Source organism: Streptomyces noursei ATCC 11455, from assembly GCF_001704275.1.
Taxonomy (GTDB): Bacteria; Actinomycetota; Actinomycetes; order Streptomycetales; family Streptomycetaceae; genus Streptomyces; species Streptomyces noursei.
The window spans coordinates 1,610,819-1,623,605 of record NZ_CP011533.1; the positions used below are offsets into that span (position 1 = coordinate 1,610,819).

11 protein-coding genes and 4 pseudogenes are annotated in these 12,787 nt (G+C 68.3%); 8 read left to right on the forward strand and 7 right to left on the reverse strand.

What is annotated here, in order from left to right; all coding sequences use genetic code 11:
- Window positions 1-33 precede the first annotated feature (33 nt).
- The 3 genes from SNOUR_RS06725 to SNOUR_RS06735 form a co-directional block, all read right to left on the reverse strand.
- Window positions 34-579, reverse strand: coding sequence for a PadR family transcriptional regulator (locus tag SNOUR_RS06725; protein ID WP_067344677.1), 546 nt, complete (start codon window positions 577-579; stop codon window positions 34-36).
- Window positions 580-720: 141 nt separating this feature from the next.
- Window positions 721-2,058 carry a helix-turn-helix domain-containing protein gene (locus SNOUR_RS06730; RefSeq protein ID WP_079142296.1) on the reverse strand — a complete coding sequence of 446 codons (1,338 nt, stop codon included), beginning with the start codon at window positions 2,056-2,058 and terminating at the stop codon, window positions 721-723.
- Between the two features lie 666 nt (window positions 2,059-2,724).
- Window positions 2,725-3,696 (reverse strand): isoprenoid biosynthesis enzyme family protein, encoded by a 972-nt coding sequence (locus SNOUR_RS06735; protein WP_067344681.1) that lies wholly within the window; start codon window positions 3,694-3,696, stop codon window positions 2,725-2,727.
- A gap of 528 nt (window positions 3,697-4,224) precedes the next feature.
- Between SNOUR_RS06735 and SNOUR_RS06740 the strand changes: the two genes are divergently transcribed.
- The 3 genes and pseudogenes from SNOUR_RS06740 (at window position 4,225) to SNOUR_RS48095 (ending at window position 5,947) form a co-directional block, all read left to right on the forward strand.
- Window positions 4,225-5,313, forward strand: a complete 1,089-nt coding sequence (locus tag SNOUR_RS06740) for a polyprenyl synthetase family protein (protein ID WP_067344683.1) — start codon at window positions 4,225-4,227, stop codon at window positions 5,311-5,313.
- Window positions 5,310-5,585: pseudogene (locus SNOUR_RS48090) on the forward strand (cytochrome P450); the annotation flags it as partial. The gene SNOUR_RS06740 and the pseudogene SNOUR_RS48090, both read left to right, overlap by 4 nt.
- A complete protein-coding gene (locus SNOUR_RS48095) occupies window positions 5,585-5,947 on the forward strand; it encodes a cytochrome P450 (RefSeq protein WP_312635865.1) in 363 nt (120 codons plus the stop codon). The pseudogene SNOUR_RS48090 and the gene SNOUR_RS48095, both read left to right, overlap by 1 nt.
- A gap of 141 nt (window positions 5,948-6,088) precedes the next feature.
- Here the strand turns inward: SNOUR_RS48095 and SNOUR_RS06745 are convergent, their stop codons facing one another.
- From SNOUR_RS06745 to SNOUR_RS06755, 3 genes are all read right to left on the reverse strand, one after another.
- Window positions 6,089-6,382 (reverse strand): hypothetical protein, encoded by a 294-nt coding sequence (locus tag SNOUR_RS06745; protein WP_067344685.1) that lies wholly within the window; start codon window positions 6,380-6,382, stop codon window positions 6,089-6,091.
- Complete coding sequence (locus SNOUR_RS06750; protein WP_079142298.1) at window positions 6,379-6,993, reverse strand: nucleotide-binding protein; 615 nt, start codon at window positions 6,991-6,993, stop codon at window positions 6,379-6,381. Before SNOUR_RS06750 ends, SNOUR_RS06745 begins: the two co-directional genes overlap by 4 nt.
- A 553-nt stretch (window positions 6,994-7,546) precedes the next feature.
- Entirely contained in the window at window positions 7,547-8,104 is a 558-nt protein-coding gene (locus tag SNOUR_RS06755; protein WP_067344688.1) for a DUF3291 domain-containing protein, read from the reverse strand.
- A gap of 1,408 nt (window positions 8,105-9,512) precedes the next feature.
- On the opposite strand from SNOUR_RS06755, the pseudogene SNOUR_RS48100 reads away from it, so the two are divergent.
- From SNOUR_RS48100 to SNOUR_RS06770, 3 genes and pseudogenes are all read left to right on the forward strand, one after another.
- A pseudogene (locus SNOUR_RS48100) lies at window positions 9,513-9,902 on the forward strand (baeRF2 domain-containing protein); the annotation flags it as partial.
- A gap of 477 nt (window positions 9,903-10,379) precedes the next feature.
- Window positions 10,380-10,652: pseudogene (locus tag SNOUR_RS48105) on the forward strand (hypothetical protein); the annotation flags it as partial.
- A gap of 85 nt (window positions 10,653-10,737) precedes the next feature.
- On the forward strand, window positions 10,738-11,382 hold the full coding sequence (locus SNOUR_RS06770; RefSeq protein WP_067344692.1) for a protein-L-isoaspartate(D-aspartate) O-methyltransferase: 645 nt from the start codon (window positions 10,738-10,740) through the stop codon (window positions 11,380-11,382).
- Window positions 11,383-11,387: 5 nt separating this feature from the next.
- Here SNOUR_RS06770 and SNOUR_RS06775 read toward each other — a convergent pair whose 3' ends face one another.
- On the reverse strand, window positions 11,388-11,840 hold the full coding sequence (locus SNOUR_RS06775) for a YbhB/YbcL family Raf kinase inhibitor-like protein (protein WP_067357796.1): 453 nt from the start codon (window positions 11,838-11,840) through the stop codon (window positions 11,388-11,390).
- Between the two features lie 111 nt (window positions 11,841-11,951).
- On the opposite strand from SNOUR_RS06775, the pseudogene SNOUR_RS48110 reads away from it, so the two are divergent.
- Both SNOUR_RS48110 and SNOUR_RS06780 read left to right on the forward strand, forming a co-directional pair.
- A pseudogene (locus SNOUR_RS48110) lies at window positions 11,952-12,059 on the forward strand (nucleoside-triphosphatase); the annotation flags it as partial.
- A gap of 67 nt (window positions 12,060-12,126) precedes the next feature.
- Window positions 12,127-12,513, forward strand: a complete 387-nt coding sequence (locus tag SNOUR_RS06780) for a nucleoside-triphosphatase (protein WP_312632075.1) — start codon at window positions 12,127-12,129, stop codon at window positions 12,511-12,513.
- Window positions 12,514-12,787 lie beyond the last annotated feature (274 nt).

The window sequence follows — 12,787 nt, forward strand, 5'->3', positions numbered from 1 at the left end:
AGGAGGCTGCGGAGAGTCCTCGGCCACGGCGGCTCATACATCGCTCGCTTCGGCGGAGAGTTCGGCAAGTGTGCTGTCCAGCCACGCGATTTCGACCCGTCGGGATTCCCGGGAAATCTGGAGCATGCCTTTCCGGTACCGGTCGGGCGTATCCGCTGCACGGACCAGTTTGCCGCCTCGGGTGAAGTAGCTGGCCGGCTGGTCGAGGAACTCTCGACGACGTTGCAGAACCGCGGCCTGCTCCCTTACGTCCGGCACCAGGCCGAGGAAGGCAAGCACCACATTGAACCGATTTCGATCCGTGATGAACTTCTCGCCCGGGTTCCGCAATTGCCCCAGCAACTGATCCTTTCCTTGGCTCGTCAGGGACAACGTGTGCCGCCGCCGTACGCTCCCCTTCGGCCCCTGCTCCACATGACGCGTCACACACCCATGACGTTCCAGCCGATTGATCGCCGGATAGAGCGATCCATCGCTGACTGGGCGCACGTGACCGGTGAGCTGAGCAACGCGCGTGCGCAGCTCATAGCCATGAAGCGGGGCTTCTGCAAGGAAGCCCATAATTGCCAAGTCGAGCATGGGATGTTTCCGTCCGGGAGTGTCCTGGCCAAGGTGGCCACCACTTTATCCCGGTTCGAGGTACGGCGGAACGGGAAAGCAACGCGCAGCGGATCCCTCCCCTGCGAATGCCACCCTGAAGTTCAGGTACCGACCTGGACTTCAGGTACCGCGGGGGACTCTCAGCGTCTTCGACGCGGTCCGGTAGACCGACAGTGCGCCGGAGGCGTCACCCGCTTGTTCGAGCATCTCCGCAAGCTCGAACAGCGCGTTCGCCCCCAGCCAGCCGAGTCCCATATCGGTCAACTCCGCGGATGCGCTCTCGTAGGAGCCCCGAGCCTGCTGGTACTGACCCAGCTCACGAAGCGCCCGACCGGCGGTCAATGCCGTCTGCGCGCGGCTCAACCGGTATGCCGCGGGCATGGTGGCCAGCGCCTCGGCGGCCGTGCGGTGAGCCTCCTCCGATTCCCCGCTGTTCAGCAGGATGTTGGCGAATCCCGCCGTGCCGAGCGATGCGTCGACTGCCGTGCCGAATTGCTGAAGGCGCTGTACGGCCGGGCGCACATGCGACTGCAGCTGCGCCGGAAGCCGCCCGCCCTGGCGCGCGATGTTCGCCAAGGCGGTTACCGCGATGCGGTCGCCGGCAACTGCACGGGTGTCCATGACCTTCGTGTGGAAAGCCTCGACGAGCAGGGCGTAAGCACTCTCCTGATCGCCGTTCTCCTCCGCGGCCTGGGCAGCCTGGGAATATGCCGCCACCTGAACGTCACGGGAGAGGAACCCCGCGGCAGCCTCTTCAACGGCCCCAGAGTCGATATCCGTTCGGCCGCCACCGCCACGGCAATGATGGGCGTACTGCACACTGCTCGCCAGCTCAACGGCAGGAGGTATGCCATCAACCCCAAGAGTCCGCGCCTGCGCCAGGGACTCGACACCGAATGCCACCGCTTCGTCCAACCGGCCAAGCTCCAGCATGCACCTCGTCAGCGCCGTTGCGCAGACGACCCATGTGTGCACCCATCCCGAAGTGCGCTGCTGCTGATGGAGATCGAGCCATTGCCGATAGAGCTCGGCCGCCCTGTCGAGCTCGCCGAGATGTTCACAGGCGCGCGCCAACCTATGGACTGCTTCCATGTGGTCTGCTACTGAGTGAACGGAATCATCGAGCGCCACCGTGAAAAGATCACAAGCCCCGGAAACATCTCCGTCAGCAAACGCCAAATCGCCCCGCAACAGGGTTGCTTGAATCGCGTAATCAAGTTCGACGCTACCGGTGGCACGCGGCTGCACCGACGCCTCTTGGGCGCTGGACAGAATTTCCGGGGAGACGTCCAACCGTGCGGCGATCCTCAGTATCACCTCTGACGTCGGAGGCCTCTTACCATTCTCCAGCAAGCTGATGTAACCGGCAGACAAACCCGGTTCCGCCAGGTCGTTTTGAGAGAGACCTCGCTGGAGTCGAAGCGACCTCAGCTTCTGCCCAAAGTTGTTAGTCGTCATACTCCAGAGAATCTCTTCGACTCATAGCGGCCTCCTGAACGAGAAATTCTCTCCGTTCGGCGTTCCACTCTCCAGGTCAAGTGGAGACTCATTGAGGGTGCGTTGGACTGAAAGTGTAGCACAGCACACACCACCCCAGAAAGGAATCGGAAGCAATACACCCAGCCACATTCAGGACAACTACCGCAATCCCCAATACAGATCTGCCCCTGATCGGCGACCCCTTCTCACCACCCTTGTATATACCGCCGGTTACTCCCCTTCCCGTTTGATCGCGGAATCCATCGACCCGCCCGATGACGTGGCCGCCGACAGATACGGCAGCGGTCAGAAGATTCCGCGCCCACCCCCAGGGTGACCACGGCCAACCCAGAAAGCTCAACCGCACCCGGCGGTGGGGGTCAATGTTGATGTCCCCGAAGCTCCGTTAGGGCGACCGCCAGGTCGGTCCGTGGCCCGGGCAGACCGGAGATCCGGTGCACCCTCCCTGTACGAGGGATACGACGAGCCCTGCTCAAGGATGCGTTCCCTGAGCGCAGCGCTGTCGCTGGCCGAGCGGCAGACCGCCGAGGGGCCGTCCGTGACTCCGGCGCCGCCGACGGCAACGGGTGCTACAGCCACGGCACGGGTGCTCATGACGGGCGTCGCCGGCGGTGGCAGCTGTGGTCAGAGCGCCGTGTCGAGCGGCGTCAGGGACGGTTGGATGGCTTGCCAGCCGTAACGGGCGGAACGGAGGTGCCAGTAGATGAAGCCGGTCATGTAGCGGTCCAGGTGGGGGCGCTGTTCGTCGGTGGCCAGACGGAGGATGCGCCGATAGGCGGCGACGCCGCCATCGAGGGTGCGGCGGTAGGAGTCGAGGTAGGAGATGTTCTCCTGGACGGAGCGGCGGTAGACAAGGCTGGCCCGGAAGTCCGTGCCGTTGATCGCCTCCTTGGAGAAGGACAGCACGTCGTTGAAGTCGTCGAGGAACGCGACCATGGAGCTCAACGCTGCGGTCCAGAAGCCCCAGTTGGTTCCGGTGTGCAGACAGGGAGCGGCGAACTGGAGCGTGATGAACCAGAAGTCGCAGAATCCGGTCAGGACGCGGACGTACTCGGTGTCGATCTCATCGGAGACCGTTGGGGTGAACTCGGCCTCCATGAGGACGCCCACGACCGACCGGTAGTAGAGGGACTTGTACACCGCCAGGAACGTCGGGTCGCAGAACCTCCCCACCTCGTCGAGCGCCCGCCGCATGGCGCCGGCGAGCGGTGACCGCACGGGCCGGTCGGCCAGCATCCCGGCCCGCAGGATGGCCTCGGCCTCGGCGCGGTCGCGGCAGGCGACGACGTCGTCGGCGTAGGTGGCGAGCACCCACACGCGGCTGAGGGCGCAGGAGAGGGAACTGTCGGCGATGGGCAGCATGAGGCCGCGCATCACCGTGAGGTGGCTGATGTGCGCGGTCGGGCAGGCGAGGCCCGCCGCCACGAACTCGGCTGCCAGCGCCTCGACCTCGGCGCGGACCCGGTCGCGGTCGAAGACGCCGTCGAAGCTGTCGGTCATCGCGATGATCTCGTCGACGAGGCCGGAGACCAGGACGCCGGCGGCCGTCGCACGGTGCTCCGGGTCGGCGATGGCATCGAGTCCGCGCCCTGGCATGTGGCGGGGGGGTGTTGCCGCCCAGCGATCGAGGGGCCATACGCGCCCCCTTCCCTCGTCTAGCCTCGGGCCTGACCGGTGATCCAACAAGCCTTCAGCTCTTGCAAGTTGGGGCATGCGTGCATTCCCGGCGGATGGCTGGAGGTGTCCGCTCCCTCTGGTCGCGCCCGCGCGAGCAGGTGACGGGAGGTGGTGTTCCCTGCCTGGCGCACGCCGTGGCCACGCCCATGCGTCCACCTGCCCTGACGTGCTGACGTGCGCCCTGCGACCAGGGTTGTTTCCCTGCCTTGGGACCAGTTGTATGGGATATGGCATTGTGCACCGCCCCGGACCGGCATGCGCGAGGAGACAGCTGTGCGCACCGTGTGCACACGCTGTCCGCCTGGCAGAGGGGGGCGTCGCTCCCACGGTAGGCGGTGCGATGAACAGCATCCACTCCCGCGGTTGCGGCCCACTCGGTCGAAGCCCTCCTCGACGAGGTCCTCCGCCTCACCTCACCAGTGATCTGCCGACGGGAGGCCATGACGTATGACACTCGCACCCACTGCCACCGGCGGCATCGACCTGCCTGGAGCCCGTGACCGCGTCGAGGCCATCCTGACGCAGTTCCTGGACCGCAAACAGGACGACGCCGCAGCCCACAAACTGCCCACCGAAATCCCCGTCGCCCTACGGGACTTCCTCTCCGCCGGCGGCAAACGGCTGCGCCCCGTGCTGTGTGTGCTGGGCTGGCACGCCGCCGGCGGCACCACGCCCGTACCCGCCTCCGCGTTACAGGTGGCAGCCGCGCTGGAGATGTTCCACGCCTTCTGCCTCGTCCACGACGACGTCATGGACAACTCGACCACCCGCCGCGGCAAGCCCTCCGTGCACCGGATCTTCGCCGACCGCCATGGCCAACACCGCTCCCGGCAAGCTGCCGACCGGTTCGGCACCAGTGCCGCGATTCTCGTCGGCGACTTCGCCTTGGCCTGGAGCGACGAGCTCATCCACACAGCCGGCCTCGCCCCCGCCCAACTCGCGCGCCTGCTGCCCGTCCTCGATGCCATGCGCAGCGAGGTCCTGTACGGCCAGTACCTGGACGTGGCGGCCGGCGGGCAGTTCACCGACGATGTCGAGCGAGCCCAGGCGATCATCCGGTACAAGACCGCCAAGTACACCTGTGAGCGACCGCTACACATCGGCGCCGTCCTCGCCGGCTCCTCTCGACTGCTGCTCGACAGCCTGTCCGCCTACGCCCTGCCGCTGGGCGAGGCGTTCCAGCTGCGCGACGACCTCCTGGGCGTGTTCGGCGACCCCGAAGTGACCGGCAAGTCCCGCCTGGACGATCTACGGGAGGGCAAGCACACCGTGCTGATCGCCCTGACGCTCCAGCACGCCTCCCGCGCCCAGGGCGACCAGCTGCGTCCGCTCCTCGGCTGTCCCGCCTTGACCGAGGAACAGGCCGACGTGGCCCGGCACATCATCACCGCCGCCCACGCCCCCGACCGGGTCAAGGCCATCATCCGTGAGCGCTACGGGCAGGCCCTGGCCGCTCTGGAGGCCGCCCCACTTCCCACCGCGGCCCGTGAACAGCTGAGCTCCTTGGCCGGCAGGACTGTCTGGAGGACCACATGAGCAGACCGCTCCCGACACAGTCGATCCCCACCGCACCCAGAGCTCGGCCCTGCGTCGGCCATCTCGTGCCGCTTCTGTGGGACCCGTTGGCGTTTTTGAACTCTCTGCCCGCTCACGGGAAGCTGGTCCGCATCCGGCTGGGCCCGTTCGCGCTGGTCGTGATCTGTGATCCGGAACTGACCCATCAGGTTCTGATCGATGACCGGCTCTTCGACAAGGGCGGTCCGCTCATCGGTCGCCTACGGGAAGTGCCGGGCGACGGCGCCGCCACCTGTCCACACAGTGCGCACCGGCGACTACGCCGACTGGCCCAGCCTGCTTTCCACCCTGCCCGACTCCCCGGCTACGCGGAGCCCATGACCGCGCGCCCGAAACCTTCGACCCCGACCGCTGGAACTCCCCGCGCCTCCCACCACCCCGCCAAGCCGTCATCCCTTTCGCCGCCGGCGCCCGCAAATGCATCGGCGATACCTACGCCATGACCGAAGCGACCCTCGCCCTGGCCACCATCACCAGCCGCTGGCGTCTGGAACATCTGCCCGGCCAACAGATCCGCCCCGCCCTGGGCGCGACATTGAGACCCAGCAAACTGCACCTGCGCGCAACGTCCCGCAGCACGAACGAGCAGACCTGACGAACCATCAGTTATCGGCGCGCTACGGCGCCCCAGACCCCATGGTTCCTAGCCGTCGGGAACCTCCGAGGCGAGGAGTCTTCGCCTCGCTGCGTGACGGCTGCCTCAGGCAGGGCCGCCCTGCCGTGCGAGACCGCCTGGTCAGCGGCCCGAATCCGAAACCTCACGCCGGCCGGATGCGGCCTGGTCTCCGGGCCGCCGAGATACCCAGCCGACGGTGGCGGACAGGGTACGCAGGACGGTCGCGCCGGCGACCACCACCGAGGAGACCGGCCGTCCCACCCATCGCGTCAGGTCGCCCCGCAGGTCGGGGTCGAGCTCGACGGTCACCCGGATGTACCTGCTCCGCAGCGTGGTGACCTTGGTGGACGGGGATGCTGAGACATCCGGCTCGCGCCGCAATGCGGCACGGTAGCTCTCCTTGCGCTGGCTCATGCCTCTTCCTGACGCTTGATCAGTTCCTCCGCGAAGTCCATGTACGCCGACCCCTTTGCCTGGACCGGATTCCCGAAGGACTGGGCGTAGAGGTCGAGCCGCGCGATCTGGGTGTCCAGCACCTCGAAGCCCCGCTCGGTGAGTGCCTCGCGAGCGTCCGCATCGGGCCCGGTGCGCGTGGCATCGGGACGGTTGGTGCGATTGAGCAGAACCGCCGAGCGGGCCGGCTCGGCACGCAGGGACTGCACGTCCGCCATCTCGCCACGGATGGGTGCCATCCGGTCCAGTTCGATGGGGGCGGGGGTCACGGGCACGATCCACTCGCCGGCGTACCTCATGATGCTGCGGGCGATGCGGGGATGGTCCTCCAGCTGGGGCGCATCGAGCACGACGGCCTGCCGGTTGCCGAGGAAGTCGTTCACGCGACGGTGGACGTCCCCCACCGGCAGGGCGATCACCGGAAACGGAAAGCCACCGGCCAGCTCGCTCCAGCGCAGCGCAGAACCGGCCGGGTCACCGTCGACCAACAACGGTGACATACCCAACTCATGAAGCGCGTGGGCCAGCCACACAGCAGTCGTCGTCTTTCCGACGCCGGGCTTGAGGTTCACAAACGCACAGCTCAATGGCACAAGAACGGACAATAACGGGCGTGATCGTCCAGTTTCGGTCGGCACGAGGGCGTGGCCTCGTGGTTCACCCGCAAGCAGTGAGAACCGATCGACTCACCCAGTCGATACGGCGCCCGCAAGCCCGAAGGACTACGCCCCCTCGGATGCGCGCTCGCCCCTCGACTGCGGGTCGAGCAGTCCGCCGGGAACACCTCCCTTACGACGTCTCCGCGCAAGACCAGCAGCTGAGGCCCGTCCACCGAACGTCTCCGTGGGTCGAACGGCTTGGTCGATCGCCGCAAGACCCTCGCCGAGCGACTCAAGGCCGCTCGCTCGAACCTGCGCTTCCAGGAGCGGCGCGTCGCCGACCTCGAAGCCTGGATCGCCGAACCGGCACAGAAGTCCTGGTCCCTCCCGCCCAACCACCTCACGGCCCGTCCACCGTCTCGGGGAGGCCGTCTCATGAGACCTCCCAGGCGAGGTACAGCAACGGCTGTTCGCCGTCATGCAATCGAGGCATTCGACCGCGAATCCAGTCGTTCAGGCTTCCTTGTCAGCGAACCTGGTCGCTCTTCGGTCCGATGCCTTTGGTCCTGGTCGGAGTTCCGTCCGGGGCGAACGAGTGGTGGAAGGTGAAGGCGTGTGCCGCGGAGCCGTGGTCGTGGAGGTGCTCCAGCCTGGAAACCCCGTCCTGCCAGGTGGGTATCACGCCGTCGGAGACCCACCAGAACACGTAATTCGGGTGTTCTGTCCTCTCGAACCAGTCGTAACGCCTGTTCAGTGCCTCACGGTGCAGACCGGTGTAGACGGCGTCGAAGGCGGGGCGCAGGTCGGTCCAGAGTGAGAGGGTCGTGGCCAGGGCGGTGGTTTCCACCGTACGGCCCTTGTCGTACCAGGTCGGTACGGCGAACTCTCCCCATGCACCCCAGTCCGCCCCGAAGAGCATGCCCCGGTCACCGACTGCCGCTTCAGCATGCGCGAGGTATCCGGGGTGCTGACTGAACTTCCGGTAGACGGCCTCACCAATGTCGTAGAACTCGTGCGTGAGAGGTCCGGGATCGGCGAGAGGTGACTTCAGGACGCCGAATGTGTACAGAGCAAGATGGGGCATGCGTCTCTCCCTGGTTGGGGGTGCCTGGTGTGGACCCGGTTCGGTGGCTTACGCATGGGGGCGAGGGATCGTGGGGCGTGTACCGACTCGTCCCGTCGCGGGTGGCCCAGCCTCAAGGAACCCCTGTGCGACCGTGAGCGACCACCGAAGACCAGGTGAAGGTAGCTGCCTCTGCGGGCTCTGTCGAAGTTGCGTTTTCCCTGTCCAAGTGGCCTCTTGCGCAGGCCCTTGCGGGAGTTGGGGCGGTGGCGTTGCCTGCATGTCGCGGCGGTGCGTCGGCGGAGGTCTGCCTGAACAGCCTGTGGTGGCACCGCCCGCACGGCGCCACCTCCGCCAGCAGGCAGCCGCGGATCGATCGGCGGCCCTTCCACGGCATCGACCGGGGGGGAGAACCCTCTTCAGCGCCTCGTGTGTCGTCCAGCCCCGCAGGCCCTCGCAGAGGCGTACGGGATGTCCGTCCTGGTCGATGACGGGCTTGCCGTTGTGCATCAGGTAGCCCAGCGCCGCCTCTGAGAGAAGGATGTTCTTCAGGCTCGTCGGGTGCCATGGCCGGCCGCGGGCGGGCTTGCCGTACATCACGGCCAGGTGGTCGGCGGGGGCCAACTCGCCTGCGCGGTTCAGCCGAGCCGCCTCGCTGCTGGGAGTGTTGTGCTCGGGGTCGGCCACCCAGGACGATCTTGGTCAGCCCAGGAAGCTCAACCGCACCCGGCGGTGCGGGTTGTCGACGTTGGTGTCCGCGAAGCTCCGTTAAGGCAAGCTCCGTTAAGACAACCTCGACCCTACCGACAGGCCTGCCGGAGCTCCAACGGGTGGCCCATGGCAACGATGGGAGGCTGCGGTCCCGGGCCTGTCGAGCTCAGCAGCCTGCTGCCCGGCCCGCGGCTTGGCGGTACTGGACGGCCTGGTCGCCGCCACCATGCTCACGATGGGCCGGCTGCTGCCGGCCAGCGCCTGATCGCCCCGCGTTCCGCACCGCTTTGTGCTCGTCGAGCTCCATCGCCCCCGGGGCGCGCATCATCAAAGGAGGGGAGACCACCGACGAGGAGTGGCGATGAGGTTGTCGTTCCTTGAACCCCTCTACGCGGAGCCGGGCCCATTCGCCTCCGTGTACCTGGACACCTCCCGAAACGTCGAGCACCCCGAGCGGGCGATCGCGCTGCGCTGGCGGCGGCTGCGCGAGAGTCTGTCCCGTCAGGGCTCGGACCGGGCGCTGCTGAATGTACTGGAGGAGGTGGTCGGCGCCGACACAGACGTGCCGGGGGTGCACGGTCAGGCCATCTTCGCCGCCCACGGCACGCTCGTCCTGGACGGGGAGCTGCCCAGGCCGCCAGAGCACGACTCCGCGCGCTACAGCACCCTGCCGGACGCGATGCCCCTGGTCACCCAGCACGTTCCGGAGATCCCCTACATGGCCGTAGTCGTCCACTACGGCGGCCTTCCGACCGCCGAGACCCACGGCTGGGTAACTCTGGAGGCAGAGACCGGCACCTGGCCCGCGTCCACCGTCACCCCGGGTGAACGGCTGCACCGCAGGGTTGTGGTGGCGACCTGGCACCACACCTCCCTCCGGCTCGGTCACCAGCTGGACGAAAGGGCGCGGCGCGCCCATGCCGACGCCGTCGTCGTGGGCGGAGACGAGTGGGCGTGCAACGTACTGATCCGCCGCCTGCCGCACACCCTGCAGGACAAGGTCGTACGCGTGGGCGGCCGGACCCCCACCGACACCGGACGCGCCCTGTTGGAGCCGCAGCTCGACGGCGTCTTCCGCGACCGCATGGCCGCGCACGACCGGGAACTCGTGGACATCTTCATCGGCCGGCGTGCCCTGGACGGACCTATCACGGACGGGCTGGCCGCCACCGTCGCCGCCCTCCAGCGCGGCCAGGTCGCGGCACTGCTGCTGAACCGACCGCCTGGGTCTTCGCTGCGGCTCTGGGCGGGCTCCCAGCCCACTCAGCTCGCCCTGACCGAGGCGGAGCTGATGTCCTTCGGCGTGCGGGCCCCGCGCGAGGAACGCGCCGCCGAGGCCCTCGTCCGGGCCCTCGTGGGCACCGGTGCCGAGCTGGTCGTCGTACCGGAGAGCACGCTGAGGCTGTACGAGGGCGTGGGCGCCCTGCTGCGGTACACCGACCCGGGAACCCCTTCCCGGCACCGCGCGCTGCACCTCCCGGATCACGGGTCACCCCTTGCGCCCGGCCCCGGATCGCGCCGCGCGCGGAACATGCCGACACTGGGCTGGAGCGGCGGCGCGGCGTATGAGCGGCGGTTGGGGCACATGGACAGGAGCTGGAACGGCGCCGAGAAGACGGACGTTTCGATCACCCCGCCCAAGACCTGGGCGGTAGGCGTGCCAGTGGTGGCCGACCCGCTGCGGTATTCCCTGGAGCAGACGACGGTGCGCCGTACGGCGCTGACGCTGCTCAATGTCCACCGCACCAAGGGCTTCGACTGTCCGGGCTGCGCCTGGACAGAACCGGACCCCGCTCACCGACACCGCAGCGAGTACTGCGAGAGCGGCGCCAAGCACGCGAGCGACGAGGCGGCGTCGGAGGGCGAGCACGATCATGCTGTGCGGCTTCTGGAACGCACCACGACCAGGGCCGCCGGCGCCACCGCCACGGCTCCGCAGTCCGATGGCTCATGACGGGACCCCCGAGGACCTGGTCCGCGCGGCCCACGCCGTGGGCGTGACCGACGCCCGTCTCCTGGAGGCCGTACGGAGCCTCCCCCGGGCGGAATTCGTCCCCGCGGACGAGGTGGCATCCGCGTACCGGGACGCGCCCGTTCCGCTCCCCCACGGGCAGGTGACCACCCAGCCCTCGCTGATCGCCATGATGGTCTCCGCTCTCGGCCTCACCGGAGCCGAACAGGTCCTGGAGGTCGGGACCGGATACGGCTGGCAGACCGCGCTGCTGACCCGCTTGGCCGCGTACGTCGTCAGCGTCGAGCGCTGGCCCGACCTGGCCGACGAGGCCCGCCGGCGGCTGGCTGGGCAGGGCATCGGCAATGCCGAGGTCGTACTCGGCGACGGGACCCTCGGGATGCCGACCCGTGCCCCGTACGACGCCATCATCGTCTGCGCGGCCTTCCCGCGAGTGCCCGAGCCGCTCGTGGATCAGCTCCGCACCGGTGGCCGGCTCGTCCAGCCGATCGGACAGGGTGGGCAGGAGCGCGTCGAGCTGTACGAGCGGCGGGCTCACAACCCGGTGCACCGCAGGACGGTCACCGCGGCCCGGTTCGTCCGGCTGTACGGCGCCCATGGCTACGACGAGCGGTGACGCGCTCAGCGCTGGTAGGTCCCGACCAGGGTGCCGGAGGCCAGCTCCCTGCCCTTCAGGGCACGGTGCACGTCCTCGGCGCCCGGGTGGTCGTGCAGCGGCAGCGGCTCGGACAGGGCGTACAGGCGGAAGAAATAGCGGTGCGGCCCGTGCCCCAGTGGAGGCATCGGCCCTCCCCAGCCCACGCGGCCGAAACCGTTCGGCCACGGCAGGCCACCGTGGGGCTTCTGCCCCTCCGCCGCCCCGGTGGTCCCCGGATCGATGCCGGTCACCAGCCAGTGCAGGAAGGTCGTCCCCGGCGCGTCCGGGTCCTCGCACAGGAGCACCAGCTCCGTGGCCTGGTCGGGCACCCCCGACCAGGTCAAGGGCGGTGAGATGTTCTCACCCTCCCCGCTGTACCGACGGGGGATCACCGTTTTGTCGTCGAACGCGGTGCTGCTGAGTTCAATTCCGCTCATGCGCGCCGCCATACCCGCAACGGCGGCACCGGCACCGGGTCCGCACCCCAAAACCTCCGCTCGGCCGAGCCCACCCGGGCCGCCTCCGGAAGCGGGGGTGAAGATGGCAGTGTGCCGACAAGGATCCTGCTCGAGGGTCGCCCTGGCGCGGGCAAGACGACCGCCCTGCGTCGGCTGGCCGCGCTGCTGCCCACCCAGGTGGCCACCGGCTTCACCACCGAGGAGATCCGGCAATCCGGCGCCCGCGTCGGTTTCGCCCTGGAGACCCTGGCAGGCCGACGGGGGGGTGCTCGCCCATGTCGACCTGCCCGGTCCGCCACGGGTAGGGAAATATGGCGTCGACCTGGGTGTCATGGAACGACTGGCGCTGCCGTCGCTTCGGCCAACAGCAACCGAGGAGGCCACCGGGCGGCTGGTGCTCATCGACGAGCTGGGGCGGATGGAACTGGCGTGCACGGCGTTCCGGCACGCGGTCGACGCGCTGTTCGCAGCGGAGGTCGACGTCGTCGCCACGGTCCACACGCACCGCGATCCGTTCACCGACGCCCTCAAGCGGCGCACCGACATCGAGGTCGTCCAGCTCACGCCGGCAAACCGGGACGTCCTGCCGGGCGAGCTCGCGGCCCGACTGCAGCAGCCCCGGACGCACGGAAGTCCTCCCTCTCACGGATGAGCGACCGGCCTCCGCCCTGCTGGCAGCAGAGTCGGGGCGACAGGATGTGAAGTCGCCCGGTCGGTGCGACCGGCCGCACCCACTACCAAGGGTCACTGCCTGCCCACCGAGTACGCGGCCGGCATCGAGGTCCGCGCGGTTGCCCGTGACCCCATGGCGCATGCCATCGAGTTCCCGCAGCCACGCGGCCCGCAGCCGCTCGTCCTCCAGGACGGTAGCGACAACGGCGGCGCCGTGCTCGGGCGGCATCGAGAATCTCGAAAACACGGTGGAG